The 20,189-nt window shown below is 36.4% G+C and carries 16 protein-coding genes; 8 read left to right on the top strand and 8 right to left on the bottom strand.

Going from position 1 to position 20,189, the window contains the following annotated elements:
• Nucleotides 1–436: 436 nt before the first annotated feature.
• On the bottom strand, nt 437–3,424 hold the full coding sequence (locus BLS02_RS17330; protein ID WP_175559521.1) for an EAL domain-containing protein: 2,988 nt from the start codon (nt 3,422–3,424) through the stop codon (nt 437–439).
• A 200-nt stretch (nt 3,425–3,624) separates the two neighbouring features.
• On the opposite strand from BLS02_RS17330, the gene mbcS reads away from it, so the two are divergent.
• Nucleotides 3,625–5,202, top strand: coding sequence for an acyl-CoA synthetase MbcS (gene mbcS, locus BLS02_RS17325; RefSeq protein ID WP_092494286.1), 1,578 nt, complete (start codon nt 3,625–3,627; stop codon nt 5,200–5,202).
• A gap of 87 nt (nt 5,203–5,289) precedes the next feature.
• On the opposite strand, the gene BLS02_RS17320 is transcribed toward mbcS, so the two are convergent.
• From BLS02_RS17320 to BLS02_RS17305, 4 genes are all read right to left on the bottom strand, one after another.
• On the bottom strand, nt 5,290–6,000 hold the full coding sequence (locus tag BLS02_RS17320) for an ABC transporter ATP-binding protein (protein ID WP_092494285.1): 711 nt from the start codon (nt 5,998–6,000) through the stop codon (nt 5,290–5,292).
• Nucleotide 6,001: 1 nt separating this feature from the next.
• Complete coding sequence (locus BLS02_RS17315; protein ID WP_092494450.1) at nt 6,002–7,636, bottom strand: ABC transporter permease; 1,635 nt, start codon at nt 7,634–7,636, stop codon at nt 6,002–6,004.
• Between the two features lie 220 nt (nt 7,637–7,856).
• Nucleotides 7,857–8,924 carry a Fe(3+) ABC transporter substrate-binding protein gene (locus BLS02_RS17310; protein ID WP_092494284.1) on the bottom strand — a complete coding sequence of 356 codons (1,068 nt, stop codon included), beginning with the start codon at nt 8,922–8,924 and terminating at the stop codon, nt 7,857–7,859.
• 201 nt (nt 8,925–9,125) lie between these two features.
• Nucleotides 9,126–10,160 (bottom strand): LCP family protein, encoded by a 1,035-nt coding sequence (locus BLS02_RS17305; protein WP_092494283.1) that lies wholly within the window; start codon nt 10,158–10,160, stop codon nt 9,126–9,128.
• Between the two features lie 370 nt (nt 10,161–10,530).
• On the opposite strand from BLS02_RS17305, the gene BLS02_RS17300 reads away from it, so the two are divergent.
• From BLS02_RS17300 to BLS02_RS17270, 7 genes are all read left to right on the top strand, one after another.
• Nucleotides 10,531–12,660, top strand: coding sequence for an ATP-dependent Clp protease ATP-binding subunit (locus BLS02_RS17300; protein WP_092494282.1), 2,130 nt, complete (start codon nt 10,531–10,533; stop codon nt 12,658–12,660).
• 191 nt (nt 12,661–12,851) lie between these two features.
• Nucleotides 12,852–13,724 (top strand): ComEC/Rec2 family competence protein, encoded by an 873-nt coding sequence (locus BLS02_RS17295; protein ID WP_092494281.1) that lies wholly within the window; start codon nt 12,852–12,854, stop codon nt 13,722–13,724.
• A gap of 75 nt (nt 13,725–13,799) precedes the next feature.
• A complete protein-coding gene (locus BLS02_RS17290) occupies nt 13,800–14,648 on the top strand; it encodes an SPFH domain-containing protein (protein ID WP_092494280.1) in 849 nt (282 codons plus the stop codon).
• Between the two features lie 15 nt (nt 14,649–14,663).
• Nucleotides 14,664–14,843 carry a type II toxin-antitoxin system antitoxin gene (locus tag BLS02_RS17285; RefSeq protein ID WP_092494279.1) on the top strand — a complete coding sequence of 60 codons (180 nt, stop codon included), beginning with the start codon at nt 14,664–14,666 and terminating at the stop codon, nt 14,841–14,843.
• Nucleotides 14,844–15,151: 308 nt separating this feature from the next.
• A complete protein-coding gene (locus tag BLS02_RS17280) occupies nt 15,152–15,526 on the top strand; it encodes a GntR family transcriptional regulator (RefSeq protein WP_092494278.1) in 375 nt (124 codons plus the stop codon).
• A complete protein-coding gene (locus BLS02_RS17275) occupies nt 15,516–16,370 on the top strand; it encodes an ABC transporter ATP-binding protein (RefSeq protein ID WP_092494277.1) in 855 nt (284 codons plus the stop codon). The genes BLS02_RS17280 and BLS02_RS17275 overlap by 11 nt, the downstream gene beginning before the upstream one ends.
• Nucleotides 16,371–16,372: 2 nt before the next feature.
• Nucleotides 16,373–17,074: a hypothetical protein gene (locus tag BLS02_RS17270; RefSeq protein ID WP_092494276.1), complete on the top strand. Its 702-nt coding sequence runs from the start codon at nt 16,373–16,375 to the stop codon at nt 17,072–17,074.
• Nucleotides 17,075–17,791: 717 nt separating this feature from the next.
• Here the strand turns inward: BLS02_RS17270 and BLS02_RS17265 are convergent.
• From BLS02_RS17265 to BLS02_RS17255, 3 genes are read right to left on the bottom strand one after another with little or no spacing between them, the layout of a single operon-like run.
• Nucleotides 17,792–18,568: an ABC transporter permease gene (locus BLS02_RS17265; protein WP_092494275.1), complete on the bottom strand. Its 777-nt coding sequence runs from the start codon at nt 18,566–18,568 to the stop codon at nt 17,792–17,794.
• Nucleotides 18,568–19,476: an ABC transporter ATP-binding protein gene (locus BLS02_RS17260; protein ID WP_092494274.1), complete on the bottom strand. Its 909-nt coding sequence runs from the start codon at nt 19,474–19,476 to the stop codon at nt 18,568–18,570. The genes BLS02_RS17265 and BLS02_RS17260 overlap by 1 nt, the downstream gene beginning before the upstream one ends.
• Nucleotides 19,477–19,695, bottom strand: coding sequence for a PLDc N-terminal domain-containing protein (locus BLS02_RS17255; protein ID WP_092494273.1), 219 nt, complete (start codon nt 19,693–19,695; stop codon nt 19,477–19,479).
• Between the last annotated feature and the right edge of the window lie 494 nt (nt 19,696–20,189).

Raw genomic sequence — 20,189 nt, 5'->3', positions numbered from 1 at the left:
TCACCATATCTTCAAGATGTGTATAGCTGAGCACTTGCTTGATTGAAACAATTACACCAATGCCAGTACAAATCTGAGCAACAGCGCACTGGAAAGGATCTGCATGGAATAAATGAACGGTTCCCATATTGTTCCTAACAATGGAAAATCACGAGGAGAACCAGCTACATTGTAAAACCATGATTCAGGCTGAACAAACGTGTGAAGAAATGAACCCAATTGTATGAAGTAATTTTGTGAATCAGCCCTACCTGTTGTCTGAAAATACTGTGGGAAGACACTTATACAAATAATTCCGAAAACTCCAAGTATATAAAAAAGCAAGAGTTTAGCTAACTTTAACATTTGTTACCAGAACCTTTTTAGTAGTTTAGTAAATTAAGTATATACAAAATAATAGAAAGTGCATAGAGCTGTCATTCACAGACCTATGGCACTAAGTATTGTTTTTTTGGATATACGTATAAGGATTTTGATTAATAAAGTTTGTGTCAGGTATAGGCTTATTAAGCCTGAGTAGAACGCTCATTCTGTTTATAACACCCGCCAAACGGTCTTCTTCAGGTTCGCTAATGTTAAATTCTATACCGTAATGGAATGTATCTCGCTTAGCCTCGTCCTTCCAGACTAATAACCCATCAAGCTGAAACTCCTCACTCATTAATTCAATATCGAAAGTAAGTTTGATTGTCGAATTAACAGGCAGCTTAAGTGACGAAAGTATTTTTAACCCACCAAGACCAATATCCTCAACTAATACCTGAGCGGATCCCAAATTAACCTTTTTCTCATTTACTTCCATAATCGTCATTTCGCCAAGGGCTGGAGTAGGGAATTTCAATCGGTAAAAACTTCTCCGTTCATCCTCAGGCATTTTATTTACTTTAGGTTTTGTAGGTTTAATATAACCTGTTTCCAGCATCTGTTCAAATATATCCAATGAAACTGGTTTAGAGAATAAGTAACCTTGTATTTCGTCGCATTCTTTTTGTTTCAGGAAATTAAGCTGTTCATATTCTTCCACGCCTTCAGCTATAACCTTCATATCCATGCCTTTTGCCAAGTGTAAAACGGAAGAAATAATAGCGGTGTCCTTTTTATTCTCCTCGTTTATATTCTGGACAAAAACCTGGTCAATCTTAATTGTATCAGCATTAAATTCCCTTAAATACGTAAGCGATGCAAATCCGGTTCCAAAGTCATCGATAGCGATTTTAACGCCCAATTCTCTCAAACCGTCAAGGGTGTTTAATACATTCTTTTCGCTCTTCAATAAGGACCCTTCCGTAATTTCAAGCTCGAGGAATTTTGCGGGCACATCATATTTATTGAGCAGGTCTGCCACAAATTCAACCAATCCTTTTTTCATGAGCCGGATTGGCGATACATTGATTGAAATAGGGCGAACAGTATATCCTTTATCTTTCCATATCCGTATTTGTTTGCAGACATTTTCGATTACCCAGTCACCAATTTGATGGATAAGATGATTTTCTTCAGCTAATGGAATAAATTCTCCAGGTGACACCATTCCCCATTCCTCGTGATTCCACCGAATTAACGCCTCTGCACCTTTAATGACACCAGTTGAGGTCGCAACTTGGGGTTGATAATATATTTCAAACTCTTCTTTTTCAATGGCTTTACGCATATCTTTTTCAAGTACATATTTCTTATATGAGGTAATATCTCGTGTGAATGAGTACAACTGGTAATTATTTTTTCCTAGTTGCTTAGCGTGGAATAAAGCAGCATGAGCACTCTCAATTAAGGTGAGCTTGTTATCGCCATCCTCTGGAAAAAAGCTAATACCGATACTAGTTGTTACATACATTTCGTACCCATCAACAGTGACTGGCTCTTCAATCGCTTCAATAATTTGTTCAGCCAAGTTAAAAATGAACTCCTTTGAAGAGTATTTTTCAAAAAGGACAATAAAGTCATTACTGCTGATACGGGCAAGATAGCCTCCATCTGGTATTGCTGATAATAATCTGCTTGCGACTTTTTTAAGGACTTCATCACCAATCTGATATCCAAGTGAATCATTGATAAGTTGGAAGCGATCCAAGTCGAGGTAAAATAAAGCAAAATTATTGGATGGTTCATCCTTGCATAAATCATCTACTTTTTCATATAAGCTGCGCTGATTTGGAAGAGCTGTTAATGTGTCATGCGTTGCAAAATGTTTCAGCTGTTCTTGCATTTCAATTTCACTAGTAGCATCAGCAAGCATTCCAAATAAGTGGGTTAATTCACCTTCATCATTAAACCAAGGTACTGTTTGGTCATAAACCCATTTGGTAGTACCGTCCCCACAATTAATACGGTATTTATGCGAAAGTGATTTACCCTTGGTTAATATGCTTTGTTTTTCCATCACTTTTTCTTTATCTGAAGAGTGAACAATGTTTAGCCAGATTTTTGGGTCGTTGTATAACTCTTTTAATGGATATTGAAGAATCTCTTCTGCTCCTTTTGAAATATACTCTACTTTACCTGTATCGTATTCTTTCAGCCAAAATCCAACTGCTAAATAATCAAGTAGACGTCTGGTGTTTCGTTTTGATTCGTCCATTTTAATTTCTAATAGTTGCTGGGTTGTATAGTCTCTTACAACTCCTACAAACTTATATGGTTTATTGTTTTTCCACATCACTTCAGCTTGTACTCTTAAATAGCGTATTTTATTAGTCTTCCCATGATAAATTCGAAACTCAGAAATATAACTTGTTCCTTTTGCGATTGCACTTTCAACGATATTTCTTGACTTTTCGTAATCATCCGGATGCATAAATTCAAATGGGGTATCCATTGATACGGTAGATTGACTTTTATCTAATCCAAAAATGTCATAGGTGTAGTCAGAACAGAATATTTCATCATCATCAATTACGTACTCCCAGCTACCAATTTTAGCAATTTGCTGGGCATGTTCCAGATGACTTTTGTTTAACTCTAATTCTGCCAGTGTTTGTTGATGTGTTGTGTTATCTCGAACAATGATACTTACTCCTTCAATACTTCCATTTAAATGTTTAATAGGAATAAACGTAAGATTTGTATGTAACGTTTCTTTATATTTATTTAAAAAAGTCATTTCATTTCTAATTGTTTTGCCTTTTAATGCTTGATAGAGTGCCGATTTTAATTGATGATAGTCTTTTTTACTCAACAATTCTTCATGGTCAAATGATTCACTTGGAGTGTACCCAAAGAATTCATTTATACTGCCCCTATTTTGAGAGAGGATTTCCCCGTTTGGTGAAAGGACTACAATTAGGTCCGGGTGATACATTGCTAGTGAGACAGAGTAGTGTTGCAACAGATTCTTGTCTGTATTATCTTCTGCTGTTTCATCCTTCTTGTTCTTGAATAATGATGATAATTGATTTGCCCCATGCTTGCCAGAATTGTTTCCCACACTAATCATCCCTTCTTCACCGCAATGGTATAAAATTACCATTATGTACTATATTGTAATATAGAAGCTTTATGTTTGAAATAGTATTTGAAAAAAATTGTCGATATAAGTCGAATTCTGTAGCTGTGTCTATAATTTATTTAAAATTTTCTTAAATTTTTGCTATACTATTACAATAACCTAGTATTGGAGTTGATAAGATGAACAGAGATGATTTAATTGCTCCCAAAGATTATAACATTGTAATTGAAATGGAGCGTTTTGCAACGGATCCAGCTAGAAAAGCTTTGATTTGGAAAGACGATAAAGGTGCATCAAAAGAGATTACCTATGAACAGTTGATGAAGAATGTAAATAAAATTGGAAACGCCTTCTTGGAAAATGGTTTAAAAAAAGGAGATAAAATCCTAATCATGATTCCCAGAATGATAGAAGCGTATGAGGTATACTTGGCGGCATTGAAAACGGGAATTATAATTATACCGAGTTCCGAAATGCTGAAAACAAAAGACCTGCAATATCGAATTAGCCATGGTGAGGTAAGTGGTGTAGTAAGTTATTATCCATTTGTAGATCAGTACAAAGACATTAAAGAATATGATCAATTAGCATTGTTTTCAGTTGGGAAACAAGTTGAAGGCTGGCATGATTTGGATTCATTAAAAGAACAGGCTTCTGATCAATTGGAAATGGCTGATACCAAAAGTGATGACATCGCATTTCTGCCATATACATCCGGTACAACCGGGAATCCAAAGGGAGTGGTACATACACACGGCTGGGGATATGCCCACCTGAAAACAGCTGCCGATAATTGGTTATGTATTAATGAAGGTGATAAGGTATGGGCTACAGCAGGTCCAGGCTGGCAGAAATGGATTTGGAGTCCATTCTTATCTGTATTAGGTACAGGTGCAACCGGGTTCGTTTATAATGGTAAATTTGATCCGAAAACATACTTAAGTCTTTTACAGGATAATGACATTAATGTATTGTGCTGTACGCCAACTGAGTACCGCTTGATGGCGAAGGTTGATAATCTAACTGAATATCAATTGCCTGCAATGCACAGTGCGGTTTCAGCAGGCGAACCTTTAAACAGGGAAGTTATCGATACGTTCCAGAAATATTTTGACGTGACCGTTCGTGATGGTTATGGGCAAACTGAGAATACATTATTGTTAGGTTTTATGAAGGATATGAAAGTAAAACCTGGATCAATGGGTAAACCAACCCCAGGGAATGATGTAGAAGTCGTTGATGAAAATGGGTACCCGTTACCAGCTAATGAAATCGGTGATATTGCAGTTAAACTGGATTGTCCTGCACTGTTCCGAGAATATTACAAGGATTCAGAACGAACAAAAATGTCACAGCGTGGAGAGTATTATGTGACAGGTGACCAGGCATCGAAGGACGAAGACGGGTACTTTTGGTTTGAAGGACGAAGTGATGATATCATTATTAGTTCCGGCTATACTATCGGACCTTTCGAAGTGGAAGATGCCTTGGTCAAACACCCATCTGTACAAGAATGTGCCGTTGTAGCAAGTCCAGATGAAATTCGCGGAAATATAGTTAAAGCATTTATTGTACTGCAAGCAGGTGTTGATCCAACCAGTCCTGATCTGGTTCAAGAACTTCAGAATCATGTAAAAGAATTAACAGCACCATACAAATATCCAAGACAAATTGATTTTATTGACGAATTGCCGAAAACTACCTCTGGGAAGATTAGAAGAGTAGAGTTGAGGAAGAAAGAAAGCATTAAAAAATAAGTTCAGAAAACTTGGGATTACTGCTTTACTGTTAATAAGACCCAACTACTCATTAATCAGAGCAGTTGGGTTATTTTAGTTCGTCATTCATTTAATTGCTTCTAACCGTTTTTTATCGACAGTATGAGTGGTACAAATAGATTCCCATTCATAAGCTGCACCGTCACGCATTGTAATGATGCGATCAGCAATTGCACGTGCATCTCTTCTGTCATGGGTTACAAAAATAGATGTAATACCCGTCTTTTTAATTATATCTTTTAATTCATTCCTAATTCTAATTTGTAAATCAGCATCTAAATTACTGAATGGTTCATCGAGCAATAGAAGTGAGGGTTTAGGAGCTATCGCTCTTGCTAATGCTATACGCTGCTGCTGACCACCACTGAGTTCATGAGGATAGCGCTTTTTATATTTGGCCATGTTGACTAATCCAAGCACTTCGTCAACACGCTGCTTCTTTTCCTTCTTGGTATGGCCCTTCAAACCGAATTGAATATTCTCTGATACAGTCATATGAGGAAATAATGCATAGTCCTGGAATACCATACCGACGCCTCTTTTTTCTGGTAGAACAAAATGGTAATCATCTGTCATAACTTCATTGTTTACTGTAATTGAACCTTTTAATGGAGCTTCAAGTCCCGAAAGCAGACGCAGTACAGTACTTTTTCCACTACCACTTTCACCAAGAATAGAGACAATTTCTCCCTTGGTAACATCAAGGTTAAATTGATGTATAATATTCTCTTTTGAGTTTGCGTAGCAAAAGGAAACATCTTTGATTTGAATATACATGTTATCTTGGCCCCTTTTCTAAAACTTGGTGAAATATATAAATCGCAATCCCGCTGATTATAATAATAATAATAGATGCTAAAGAAGCTTCTTGTATCTGCTCATTACTAGCATATTGAAATGCTTTAGTCGATAGTGTATCAAAATTAAATGGTCGTAAGATTAAAGTTAGTGGGAGTTCTTTTAGTATTTCAATAAAAGATAATAAAAACCCACTAAGAATCGCACCTTTTATTAAAGGAAAATCAATCTTAATAAAAGTCTTTGTTATTCCCATGCCTAATATACGTGATGCCTCTGTATATTTACTCCCGATCTCATCAAAACCGGATTCAATCGCATTAAATCCAACCGCCAGAAATCGGACAACATATGCAGATATAAGCATAAACAAACTAGTGCTCAAGAATAGCGAAGGTTGCATTCCAATAGACTCATAAACACCAAAAAGTAAATTATCAATCTTTATAAAAACAGTAATAATGCCGACTGCAATTACAGCGCCAGGAATTGAATAACCAAGTATAGTGATACGTGAAGAAGTCTTGGCAACAAAGCTCTGATGCATACGTGCAAAATTAGCAATTATAACAGCAAATGTAACAATAATAAGTGACCCAACAAATGCTACAAATACTGAATTGCCAATTAATGTTACAAATGCTGGTTCAATAATTTTTCTGTAAGTTAAAAGCATCCAATCAATCAATTGGATAAATGGAATTAAAAACCCTAGCCCAAATATGATTGAGCAATAACTAAATGCAATCCAGCGTTGCCATCCATTTAATTGTATTGTGGAAAGCGGGCGTACTTTAGCAGACGTCTGACTATACCGTTTACGAGCACGAAGGAGCTTTTCAATAATTAGAATAGAGAAGACGATAAACATAAGTGTTGCTGATAATTTAATAGCAGCATTTAAATCACCCATTCCAAACCAGGTTTGAAAAATAGCCGTACTAAAAGTTTGAATACCAAAGTATTTGACAACACCGTAGTCATTCAATACTTCCAGTAAAACAAGACTGACTCCTCCAACAATTGCACTTCGGGAAATTGGAAGAACGATCCGAAAGAAAACGGTATAAGCATTTCCCCCAAGTAATCGGGCATTTTCAATCAGTGAAGAAGACTGGTTAGCTAAAAAAGTACGGGTTATCATGTATACGTATGGATACAGAAATATTGTGAAAATAAAAATTGCGCCAGGTAATGTCATTATATCAAAGTAGTCCTGATTTACGGTTACATCAAACTTATTCCGTAATATTGTTTGAAGGGTTCCTGTATAGTTTAGTATCCCATTATACGTATATGCTGCAATGTACGGTGGGATTGCTAACGGTAAAATTAGCCCCCATTTAAAAAAACGTTTTAGCGGGAAATCATAAGCTGAGATAAGCCATGCTAAACTGGTTCCGATTAAAATAGTAAGTATGCCTGTGAATAGTATAATGATAGAAGTGTTTTTTAACAATAGAGGCAGGATATATTCTTGTATATGCTCCCAATTAGAAGTTTCTTGCGTAAAAAAGTTCAATAAAATTGAAACGTTTGGTAGCAAAATCAGAATAACAATAAATAAGGATAAAAATGTCCATAAGTTCAAATAACCAGGTAACTTTCGATACAGCTTCAAAAACGTACACTTCCCTTAGTCATGGATGAGGTTCTACACATGATAATAAAAAAGGTATTAATATATCAATGATAACAGTTCTCAATTATAATGTATATAAAAATACTGCATCTTTTTCAAATACTGATGCAGTATTTTTAAGCAGCTAAGGAAATACTTTCTTGCTGCATAAGTCATTTATAATTTCACCATTAAGGATGAGTGATAAGTTAAGTTATTTCCATCCAACCTTATTCATTATCTTAATTGCTGTATCGTTATTTTCTCCTAACTCAGTTAGGTTAAGATCCTGTTCCTTGAATTCACCCCATGATTTCAATAGCTCAGTAGGTTCCACATCTGGATTGGCAGGGTACTCAAAGTTAGCTTTGGCAAATTGCTCTTGAGCATTTTTAGTTGTTAAAAACTCTATGAATTTAATAGCATTCTCTTTATTCTTACTACTTGCTGTCAAACCGATTCCACTAATGTTTACATGGGTGCCAGTTGTTTCTTGATTTGGAAAAATGATACCAAGCTGTTCAGCTGCTTTTACTTGTTCTTCCTCTTCAGAATTCAGCATTTTACCTAAATAATAGGTGTTCATTACTGCTACATCACCTTCACCTGCAGCAACTCCAATTGCCTGGTCACGATCTCCACCTTTTGGGTCTCTTGCCATATTATCTACAATTCCTGAAGCCCATTTTGTAGCACCTTCCTCACCATTGATAGCAATTAGTGATGCTAATAAAGATTGGTTATATATGTTAGAAGATGAACGAATTAGAACTTTATCCTGGAAAGTATCGGATGTTAGATCTTGGTATGTTTGAATATCTTCAGGATTAACACGGTCTTTATGATAAGTAATTATACGAGCTCGCTTCGTTAATCCAATCCAATTATTTTCTTCATCACGATACTTATCTGGAATATTTTTATTAACCTTGTCACTTTTTACTTCCTGCAGTAGCCCTTTTTCTTTTGCAATGTGCAGACGTCCTGCATCAGCTGTAATAAATAGATCAGCCTCAGATGCTTTTCCTTCACGGTCCAAACGTGCTATTAACTCATCATCTTTACCTTTAATAACATTAACTTGGATTCCTGTCTCTTCTGTAAACTGGTCATATAATTCTTGGTCAGTTTCATAATGACGCCCTGTATAAAGATTAATTTCTCCTTTAGCATCACTAGACTCCCCAGAAGAATCACCATCCTCTGAATTATTTCCGCATGCAGCTAATGAAAATATAGATAATAAACCGATCATGCTGATTATAAAGAATCTGTTATTCATATAGTAATCTCCTTTGGTTTTAAGTGTATGTACTTAATTGATAATGAATTTCATTTTCAATTATTATTTTACAGAAAAAAGAAAACAAGTCAATGGATTTATGCAAATTAATTAGGAGCTGGTGAGTAAAAGAAATAGTTAAAGTCAAACGTCATAAAAATGAGGGGAATCGACGTTTGGACCTTTCTATTCTTATCATTATCATTCATCCTGAACTTTATCAGCAGGCAACCCCAACTCCTTCTTTAGTTTTCTGGATATCTCGGCAAGGTCTTGATCAGTAGGGATGAAAAAAGATATCCCATTTATCCGGTGATTGGATCCTGATATTTCAAATGTTTTAATAGCTGTGGCATCTATTGAGGAATATTCCTTTTCTAGAGCATAAATTTCAGCTGGTTTTAAGCTGGATTTAACGTGCTCACCGAGTATATCTGTTATTTCTCCAACTTTAAAAATAGTACCAACTGATATTGCTTCGCTAATAGCTGCTTTAATAAACTGGCGCTGTCTTTCATCGCGAGGGTAAGTATTATTAACTGCTCTTTTTCGCATTCGGACGAAAGCCAGTGCTTCTTCACCACTTAAATTTGTGGTACCTTCCGTAAAATAAATTCTCTTATCATTATTATAGATATTTTTCTCCCAAAAACCTTTCTTAATGTCTAGTGTTACACCCCCAAGTGCATTAACAATATCACGAAAACCTTCGAAGTTGGCTACAGCATACTCATCAATTGGAATATCAAGCAAATTTTCCACTGTTTCGACCGTTAGTTTTGGTGCGCTGTAACCGGAAAGGGAGGCATAAGTATATGCCGCATTAATTTTATGAGATCCTGCATTTTCCTGTCCCACAGCTTCTGTCGGTAAATCAACTCTGGTATCTCTTGGAATCGATGTCATTGTCATCTTGTTCGTGTCTGGATTGAGTGTAACGACTATTTGCGTATCGGCACGTCCATTTTTCCCGCCGGAAGAATAGTTTTCAATCCCCATCAACAAAATTGAAATAGGATCCTCTCCGATTTTTACTGTATCGCTCCGCAGTTCGGATTTCCCTCCAGGTCGATCTAATCCACTATAGGAGTCTTTAGCAGTATTGTATGTTTGAAGTAATAAGTAACTACCAATTCCAATAATAATTACTATAAGAAAGATAACTGAATACAGTAATTGTTTCCTTCGCTTTTTTGATCTTTTTTGTTTCCTTCGTTCCAATCTTAAATCGTGCACAATAATTCCTCCGCTTCAGGCTGCCGACGAAAGTTAGTCTTTTTGATAGGTACTTTCTTACTGCATAAGTGCAACTAAGGTTTATCAATTTTAAGGCTTGTCCTCAAAGTTGAAGGGGTACGATTTCATAAGAACCCTTTAACGAATGTTTTAAACATTATTATATGTAAATTAAAAGGAAAATAACAATTAGATATGTTTTAGAATATCAGTGATCGGATATATCAAAATAATGATCAAGATTTTTAATAAAAATTAATCTTTAATACTTGAAAGTCAAAATTGGTCAGAGTATAATAAAGTTAAAGGTCAAATATAGTCAAAGTCAAACCTTTTTATAATAAATTGAAATCACAAGGAGGAGTGACATATGAAGTGTCAACAATGTGGTATTCACCCAGCATCAATTAATGTAGCCATGCAAATCAACAATGAGAAAATGCATATGCACGTTTGTAATGAATGTTTCAAAGAGATACAAGGTCAATTAATGAACGGTGGTTATGGATCAGCTCAGAATAATCAAGATAGTTTTTCGGATAAATTTTTCCAAGGAAATGGTCAAAGCTATACCGGAACAAAGACACAACAACAAACAGGTAATGGCGATGGATTATTGGATCAGCTTGGTAAAAACGTAACAGATGCAGCACGCGCTGGCTTAATTGACCCAGTTGTCGGCCGTGACAATGAAGTGAAACGAGTCGTTGAAACATTGAATCGTCGAAATAAGAACAATCCTGTTCTAATAGGTGAACCTGGTGTTGGTAAAACAGCTATTGCTGAAGGACTAGCCCTCCGAATTGCTGAGGGAAATGTATCTGCCAAACTTATGAACAAGGAAATATATCTATTAGATGTTGCTTCACTTGTAGCAAACACAGGTGTTCGTGGACAATTTGAAGAACGCATGAAGCAACTTGTTCAAGAGTTGCAATCACGTAAAAATGTAATCTTATTCGTTGATGAGATTCATTTATTAGTAGGAGCTGGTACTGCAGAAAGCTCGCAGATGGATGCAGGAAATATTCTGAAGCCTGCATTAGCTCGAGGCGAAATGCAATTGATAGGTGCTACAACATTAAAGGAATATCGTAAAATTGAGAAGGATGCGGCACTTGAGCGTCGTTTCCAGCCAATTATCGTGAAAGAGCCTTCAGCAGATGAGGCAATTCAAATACTAAACGGAATAAAATCTCGTTACGAAAGCTTCCATGAAGTTCGATACTCTGAAGAGGCAGTTAAGGCGTTTGTAACATTATCACAGCGCTATATTCAGGACCGCTTCTTACCAGACAAAGCTATTGATCTTATGGATGAAGTTGGTTCACGTTTAAATCTTTCAAATGCAGAAAAAGATTCCAATTCAATTCAGCAAAAGATAGACGAAATTGTCAGTGAAAAAGAACAAGCTGCAGAAAAAGAAGATTATGAACGAGCAGCGAATTTACGCTATCAGGAAATTCAATTGCAAAAGCAACTGGAAACAGCTAAAAACGACGAACAGGTTGTCGATGTTGATGTAGCTGATATTCAATTAATTATTGAAGAAAAAACTGGTATACCCGTAACAAAGCTGCAAACTGACGAGCAAGAGAAAATGAAAAATATCGCAGAAAATATTGGAACAAAAGTTATCGGACAACCGGAAGCAGTTAACAAAGTAGCCAAAGCAGTTCGCCGCAGTCGTGCAGGTTTAAAATCAAAATATCGTCCAATTGGATCATTCTTATTTGTTGGTCCAACTGGTGTAGGGAAAACCGAATTGACTAAAGCACTCGCCGAAGAATTATTCGGTTCCCGTGAAAGCTTAATTCGTCTTGACATGAGTGAGTATATGGAGAAGCATGCAGTGTCTAAAATTATTGGGTCACCACCAGGTTATGTGGGGCATGAAGAAGCGGGGCAGCTAACAGAACGTGTTCGACGCAACCCATATTCAATCATCTTGCTGGATGAAGTCGAGAAAGCACATCCAGATGTACAGAATATGTTCCTGCAAATTATGGAAGATGGCCATTTGACTGATTCACATGGTCGAACAGTAAGTTTTAAAGACACCGTAATTATCATGACAAGTAATGCTGGAACTGGTGTGAAGGAAGTTAATGTTGGATTTAACAAAGATGAACATGAATCAGTTTCAACACTTGAAAACTTAAGTGATTATTTTAAACCTGAATTCTTAAACCGTTTCGATGGTATTGTTAACTTCAATGAACTAGCTGAGGATCATTTAATTGAGATTGTTGATCTAATGCTTGCAGAACTAGAAGAAAGAATTGAGGAAAACGATATTAGTATAACAGTATCTGATGATGCAAAAAGAGAATTAGCAAGACTTGGCTATGACCGCCGTTTTGGTGCAAGACCTTTACGCCGAGTTATCCAAGATAAAATTGAAGATCAATTAACAGATCTGATTTTGGAAGAAGAAATAGTTAAGGCTGTTCAAGTAGAAGTAACAAATGGCGACATTGTTGTCGTAAAAAGTGAATAACATTTAACAATAGGAAGCCGCTGACATAAGGTGTCAGCGGCTTTTTATGTGCAGAGGACTTTATTCAACTATCGAATCCTGCCTCAAGAAGTTTCGTTAATTGACACCGCAATAACCACGGTACTACGTATTATTAATCCACTTCGGTGAAAAACTATATAGAGATTAAAAATTGATAAAGGATGTCTTTCATGCAGAGATACTTACGAGTGAGTGCTTCGACCATGTTGTTGGTGTTCTTTGTTTTAACCGGTTCTGGTCATAACGTATATGGGGAACAAACCGAAATGGATGTCCACTTCATTGATGTTGGCCAGGGGGATAGTATTTTGATACAAACGCCTTCTGATAAAAATATACTGATTGACGGTGGACCTCCTGAAGCTGGGAAAAAAGTAGTTGGGTTCCTAGAAGACCATAACGTTGAAAAAATTGATTTACTTATTGCTACACATCCTGATATTGATCATATTGGCGGCCTGACACATGTTATGAAGTCATTCGAAGTAGATCGGATTATTGACTCGGGAAAACTATATTCAACCAAAACATATGCCAAGTATATCAGTCAAATACTGAAACAACGGATCCCTATTGAAATAGCTAAGCAAAATGCTCTGATTCAAATTGATCCATTTTTTAAAGTACGAATTTTAAATACACATACTGGAAATAAAGATAATAACGATTCATCGATTGCATTAAAAATCAGCTTTAAGGAAATAGACTTTTTGCTTATGGGCGATGTCGAAAAAGAACAAGAGAAGAAACTGTCGAAAAAATATAATCTGCAGTCCGAAATCATAAAAGTGGCTCATCATGGTTCAAACACGAGTACCACGTCGGATTTTTTAGATAAAGTAAATCCGGAACTTGCAATTCTTACATATAGTAAGAAGAATGACTATGGTCACCCAGTTGATCGAGTTATCGAAAATTTAATCAATGTTAATGCAGCTATATACTCAACTGCAATATTCGGCGACATTACGATTAGTACAGATGGTGAAAGTTACCTGATTGAAACTGAGAAGCATCCAACAAGTAATTTGAGCACAGGATAAATTTACAATTTTAAACAATTATAATATCATTATAATATTAAAATAAAACAACTATTCTGGGGAAGGTGTGTTAACATGTTACGTGAAAAAGATGCATGGATGATGAATGGCTATGTTGGTATCCTGACTATTGCAGTTCTGCTGGCCGTTACAGTAGTTAGCTTCTTTCAAGAATTATATGTTATTGGTGCCATTTGTTTAGCTATTGCGATCATTTTGGGCAGTGGCATCACCTTAATACAGCCCAATCAGTCAGTAGTAGTTATTTTTCTCGGAAAATACATGGGAAGTATACGAAAAGAAGGTATTGTAGTTACAGTTCCATTTTCATTGAGACGTACAATATCACTTCGGGTACGTAATTTTAACAGTAAACGATTGAAGGTCAATGATGTCAATGGTAACCCAATAGAGATTGCAGCAGTAATAGTATTCAAAGTTGTCGATGCAGCAAAAGCAGTATTTGATGTTGACCAATACGAGGAATTTGTGGAAATCCAGAGTGAAACTGCTATTCGGGCAGTTGCAACCAAATACCCTTATGATACTTTTACTGATGAAGAATTAACACTCCGTGGTAATGCTGAAGAAATTTCAAGCCAGCTAACGAAAGAACTGCAGGAACGCTTAAAAGTAGCAGGTGTTGATGTTATCGAAGCACGCTTAACACACCTTGCATACTCCACCGAAATAGCACAAGCTATGCTGCAACGCCAACAAGCGAGTGCGATTATCGCTGCGCGTAAGCAAATCGTTGAAGGTGCAGTCGGAATGGTACAGGATGCGGTTAAACAGATCGAGAAAGATGGAATTGTTGAATTGGATGAAGAACGTCGTGCTGCGATGATTAATAATCTACTAGTATCAATCGTTTCAGATAACGGTACACAGCCGGTTGTTAATACAGGTTCACTTTATCAATAGAAAAAGAGGGATTCTATGGCTAAAAAGAAGAACTTTCCGCTAAGAATAGACCCCAAGTTATATGACATTTTACAGTCCTGGTCCAAGGATGAATTCCGCAGTGTTAATAGTCATGTGGAATACTTACTTCGCGAATCAGCTATGAAAGCCGGAAGATTGCCAAAAACGGAAGATAAAAAAATAGGAGAAGATTGATAGGCTCTGCATTTTATATGTACAGGGCCTATTTTTTTGTAATTTAAGAAACTATAAAATTTAAGTGCTGTGGAGCTAGACTTCCGAATCAGTCATGTCCAGCTCCAACTTACAGGACCGGGTTCCTTAGGAAATATACTTTCATAAGAAACCCTTGAACGCGAATGACAAATTATCTAATTTACTTATGCAATCACAATTCACTTTTAGTTTTGTAAAAGTTTTCTGAAATTTTTATTGACAAATGATCAGCATGGTTATATAGTTAGTTACATAACTAATTAACCAAATAACTAAGGGGCTTATTTATGAAAAATCAGTTAGATGAAACTAAACCTATTTTCCTTCAGATTAAAGAACAGCTGGAAGACTCAGTCATCAACGAATCGGTTAAGCCGGGCGAACGGGTCCCTTCCACAAATGAATTTGCAGGCTACTATCAAATCAATCCAGCAACAGCTGCAAAAGGGATAAATGAACTTGTTAATGAAGGAATTTTAGTTAAACGAAGGGGTGTTGGGATGTTTGTGACAGAACATGCTAAGACAATTTTAATTAAGAAACGGAAGAAAACTTTTTATGAAAACTACATGCTACCTCTTAAGAATGAAGCGAACAAATTGAACATCAGTAAGGAAGAATTATTGGAAATGGTGGAAAGAGGGGAAAATCATGAAAATTGAAGTTAAAGACGTATCTAAAAAATATAAAGATACAAATGCGCTTGATAATATTTCTTTCACGCTTAATGAACCTAAAATTTATGGATTGCTTGGAAGGAATGGGGCAGGAAAAACAACTTTTATGGAAATATTATCAGGACAAATATTAGCATCGAAAGGACAGATTTTGATAGATGGAGAGCCTCCTTTTGATAACCAGCGATTAACAGAAGCGATTTGTTTAATTAAAGAAGGAAACAACTTTAAAAGAGATTTAAAAGTAAAAAATGTGCTCCGTATTTACTCATATTTTTATCCAACATGGGATCAGGAGCTGGCTGATGAATTAATAGCTGAATATAACTTAAATCTGAATGCCAAAGTAAAAGCTTTATCAAAAGGGATGGTATCAGCTCTAGGGATAATAGTTGGGCTGGCAAGTAAAGCACCAATTACAATTTTCGATGAGCCATACATTGGACTTGATGCTGCAGCACGTAAGAAGTTTTATGAAATTTTATTGGAAGAATATGAATCTGAAAAACGAACAATTATTTTTTCCACACATTTAATTGATGAAGTTAGTCTAATGTTTGAAGAAGTTCTTATTCTGCAGGATGGAAAATTAGTATTAAAAGAAGAAGCAGAAGAATTGCGTAACAATACATGTGCTGTTTCCGGAACAGTTCAGGATGTAGAAGAATTTGTTAAAGGTAAGGAAGTAATTCAGAGTAAGAATCTTGCTGGGATGATGACAGCCTATGTGTATGGAAGTATAGAACAAGCAAAATCAGCAGGCCTATCTGCAGAGGGAATTCCTATTCAGGAACTGATGATTTATTTAACGGAAAAGAAGGGGGCATAACGATGGGCAGACAATTAAAAGGCCTACTTTATTTCTTTATTACTGATATTCGCTATTCACTTCTAATATTCTGGACGATTTTACTAAGCATATTAGTAGTTTCACTTGCATTCGCTTATTTTTTAATGGATGTAGAGAATGGAATGATGACGTTTAGTTTAACTGTACCAATGTATATATATTGTGGAATCTTAGGGTTCTTAACGGTAAAAGAATCAATTCCATTTTCCATAAAGATGGGAGCAACTCGTAAAAGCGTATTTATTAGCTTAGGGATATTTTTTCTGGCTATCTCATTATTTATGGGTACAGCAGCTAGTATTCTTCAGGAGATTGTAAAAGTATTGGCAGAGATGACCGGCGTTGATACATTTTCATTTCTTCATCTGGCGTATTTTGTGGATAACACATGGTATACGAGAATCCTTATTGATACATCAGTCATGTTCTTCTTTCTTGCACTCATGTTTGTAGTGGGGCTATTATTCTTTAAATATGGGCTTGCAGGAGGCGGAAGCTTTTTAGGAGTATTAGTAGTTTTATTACTTATAAGTATTGCTAAGGGCTGGATTGTCGATTTCTTTATTAACCTATTTTCAGAGATTGATTTGGCATTCTTTTATCAAATGTTAGGTTTAGGAATCGTAGTTTATTGTGTTTCCTTTTTATTCTTAAGAAGGATTACAACTGTGAAAGTAAAATAGAGAGGCTGGAACTAAGGTGTTTTAGTCAGGGTAAAATCCGAACTATTATTCAAAATTCTTGAAATAGAATTCGAATTAGTTCGGATTTATATTTGTTGCAGATTAGGTATAAACTGCGCAGTAACTTTATCGTTAATTCCTTGCATTCTTTATAAGATGAGTGCTAAACCATCGCTGCGGAAAAATACTCGCTTTCCATGGGGAACGCTTCAGCCTCCTCACGAGCAAAAAACGCTCGTTGCGGGGTCTTCAGACTGTTCCTTTTCCCATAGGAGTCTCGCATTTTTCCGCAGCTTAGAACAACTCAACGAACTCATAGACGATAACTACTCATTGATCAGAAAGCCTCAACTGGAAGAGGTATCTTGAATAGGGCTGGAGTGTTCCCTATGGATAAGAAGCACTGTCACAATAAGAATTGATTAATTCACAGGATAAAGTGAGCAAAACCCAGCGGAGGAAATACACGGAGCCTCCTGTGGGAACTGAGGCCTAGATGAGACTACGCAGCGACGTAGGAGCAAGGAGGCTCATCAGCCGCCCTAGGTGCGCGAAGTGTATTTCCGGAGCGGCATAATAGCACTCAAACTTTTTAAATGTACTTCGCAGTTTATATCAACTACGTAATAGATCCAACCATTGAAAATGAACTTTCTAAACATCCTAGCCTGTTATTATCCATCTTTAAAGTTTTAGTTATGTCCCTGTCTCATTTCTTTAACTTGCCATTTCCTTTGACTTGAATGTGAAAATCGAGCCTGCTACTAACAAAATAATTATAACTATTGTTACAATTGCGGCACCTGTTAGTTCAGATGGAACATTGCCAGATACAAGCATCTGGTTAATATATCCTGAAATATTATTAGGACTCCATTCGAGTAGATGTGAAAAGATAGTTGTAATCAGTTTCATTACCAGAATCGTTGCAATCGTAAGAAATGCTACAAGACCAGGTATTTTTAATAATGTGTTGTAAAAGATGGATAAGGACACAACTAATGCAAGCCATAGTCCATAAAAGAAAATAATTTGCAGAAGTTCACCAAAAGATAATTCACCAAACAGAAGATTTACATAATACCAACTGGAAAGCATTCCTAATGCCAGGGCAGTCAGAGTTAATAATAGTACTGCAGCCCACTTGGCGGTAATATAGTTTGTATAAGATACTGGTTTAACTAAAACTAATTCAGAAACTCCACTTTTGCGTTCACCTGCTATTGTCCCCATGGACATAAGTACGATAACAAGTACACCAATACTGCTTATTTGCGATAAACTCATCATAACAACATCACTTGGAGTGAAATCGGGTAGCTGGAATTCAGTTCCCTCTGGCATCCCACCAACAGCATCAATAATCTGTGGTAAGTAATAGCTCGAGACTGGATCCATGGTGGCGATTAAAATCATGACTAAAGGTACCCATATCCATTTGAAATTCCGGATATTTTCTAAAAGTTCTTTTTTAAAAAGTGTCATCCATTGCATTAGTTGCTCACCGCCTTCATAAACATGTCTTCGAGAGACGCGCGATTAATAGCAAAAGATGTTAGTGGCCATTCTTCTTTAGAAGCAGCTGCGAGAATTTCTTTGCGCGCACTTAAAATATCCGTTGCCATCACATGGATTGTGTTCCGATCCATGGAACATGTTACGACCGATGGCAGGTTATCTATTTTGGCACGATAGTTTACTAGATCATCCTGAAATCTTAGTTCTATCTTAGCTGTCTGATACTTATGACGAAGTTCTTCCATGGAACCAGATTCGACTATTTTTCCTTCATGTAGAAGCAAGAGCTCATCACTTACTTCATCTGCATCCCCTAGAATGTGGGTAGAAAATAAAATCGTCATGTCTTCTTTCAACTCTTCCATTAAGGTTAGGACTTCCCTGCGCCCAATCGGGTCCAATGATGATACCGGTTCATCAAGCATCAGAAGCTTTGGATGATGAATCATAGCTTGGGCTATGCCAAGTCGTTGCTTCATTCCACCAGAATATTTACCGATTCGCCTATTCTTAGCTTCAGTCAGACCAACACGTTCCAAAAGCATTTCTGTGCGCTTGTTCGCTTCCTCTTTGGATAAATGTGCAAGGCGACCGACATAGATCAGAAATTCTTTCCCGGTCATCCATGCATAAAAGACTGGATATTGTGGGAGGTAGCCAATGTATTTTCTAATGTCATCATTTTGTTTCATACCAGAAAACGTAACTGATCCACTGGAAGGTTTAATTAATCCCGACAACATGCGTAGCGTTGTTGTCTTTCCAGCACCATTTGGTCCAATAAGAGCAATACATTTACCAGGCTGAAATTGAAAATTTATCTCATTAACTGCAGGTTTTCCGTCATAATTCTTAGTTAAATTATTAACCGTAAGTAACGCCATTTAATCCTGTCTCCTCCCGAAAATAAAATAGATAATTGGTCCAATTATGTTTATGAAGATAACTATAATGAACCATAGCCACTTAGGTCCGTTTGTTTTTTCGATTCTCACTAAATCAATTACAGAAATAATAAGTAAAATTCCCTGAATAACAATTATAGGTGCAATAATGGCCCAATTAATTTCGCTAAATATATCTATTATTGTTGCTTCTTCCATGTTATTTCACTCCAATCGTTGTTGATAGTCGATATACGAATTATGACGTGAAAAGGTTCAATTTAATAGGAAAATAATTATACACAAGGTTATTAACATTAAAGCCAACTTACACACAACGTTTTAGTGAAATATCCACAATATAAACATGATGATAAAATTTTATGCACAACTAGACTGTGAATAAGTGGCATATATGTGGAGGGATTTTGAAGAGTTATTAACACTGTTATTAAATTTGTGGATAAATAGGAGGCTGTTATATAAAAGATTGTTGCTACAGATATAAACTGCGACATAATGCCAAAAAACTCGAGTGCTATGACACCGCTCCAGAAATACACTTCGCTTTCCGTGGCCAACGCCTCAGATTCCTCGGAAGCAAAAAACGCTTCCTGCGGGATCTTCAGCTGTTGCTGTTCCCACAGGAATCTCCGTGTATTTCCTGCGCTGGATTTGACTCGTTTGATCCTAAAAAAAATTCACATATGGAT

Source organism: Virgibacillus salinus (assembly GCF_900102415.1).
Classification (GTDB): domain Bacteria; phylum Bacillota; class Bacilli; order Bacillales; family Amphibacillaceae; genus Lentibacillus; species Lentibacillus subterraneus.
This window is presented reverse-complemented; position numbering and strand designations above follow the sequence as displayed.

What these genes read in the sequence shown, in the direction of transcription:
- mbcS (WP_092494286.1), top strand. Translation starts at nt 3,625, where the DNA reads ATGAACAGAGATGATTTAATTGCTCCCAAAGATTATAACATTGTAATT.
- BLS02_RS17320 (WP_092494285.1), bottom strand. Translation starts at nt 6,000, where the DNA reads ATGTATATTCAAATCAAAGATGTTTCCTTTTGCTACGCAAACTCAAAA.
- BLS02_RS17310 (WP_092494284.1), bottom strand. Translation starts at nt 8,924, where the DNA reads ATGAATAACAGATTCTTTATAATCAGCATGATCGGTTTATTATCTATA.
- BLS02_RS17300 (WP_092494282.1), top strand. Translation starts at nt 10,531, where the DNA reads ATGAAGTGTCAACAATGTGGTATTCACCCAGCATCAATTAATGTAGCC.
- BLS02_RS17295 (WP_092494281.1), top strand. Translation starts at nt 12,852, where the DNA reads ATGCAGAGATACTTACGAGTGAGTGCTTCGACCATGTTGTTGGTGTTC.
- BLS02_RS17290 (WP_092494280.1), top strand. Translation starts at nt 13,800, where the DNA reads ATGTTACGTGAAAAAGATGCATGGATGATGAATGGCTATGTTGGTATC.
- BLS02_RS17285 (WP_092494279.1), top strand. Translation starts at nt 14,664, where the DNA reads ATGGCTAAAAAGAAGAACTTTCCGCTAAGAATAGACCCCAAGTTATAT.
- BLS02_RS17280 (WP_092494278.1), top strand. Translation starts at nt 15,152, where the DNA reads ATGAAAAATCAGTTAGATGAAACTAAACCTATTTTCCTTCAGATTAAA.
- BLS02_RS17275 (WP_092494277.1), top strand. Translation starts at nt 15,516, where the DNA reads ATGAAAATTGAAGTTAAAGACGTATCTAAAAAATATAAAGATACAAAT.
- BLS02_RS17270 (WP_092494276.1), top strand. Translation starts at nt 16,373, where the DNA reads ATGGGCAGACAATTAAAAGGCCTACTTTATTTCTTTATTACTGATATT.
- BLS02_RS17265 (WP_092494275.1), bottom strand. Translation starts at nt 18,568, where the DNA reads ATGCAATGGATGACACTTTTTAAAAAAGAACTTTTAGAAAATATCCGG.
- BLS02_RS17260 (WP_092494274.1), bottom strand. Translation starts at nt 19,476, where the DNA reads ATGGCGTTACTTACGGTTAATAATTTAACTAAGAATTATGACGGAAAA.
- BLS02_RS17255 (WP_092494273.1), bottom strand. Translation starts at nt 19,695, where the DNA reads ATGGAAGAAGCAACAATAATAGATATATTTAGCGAAATTAATTGGGCC.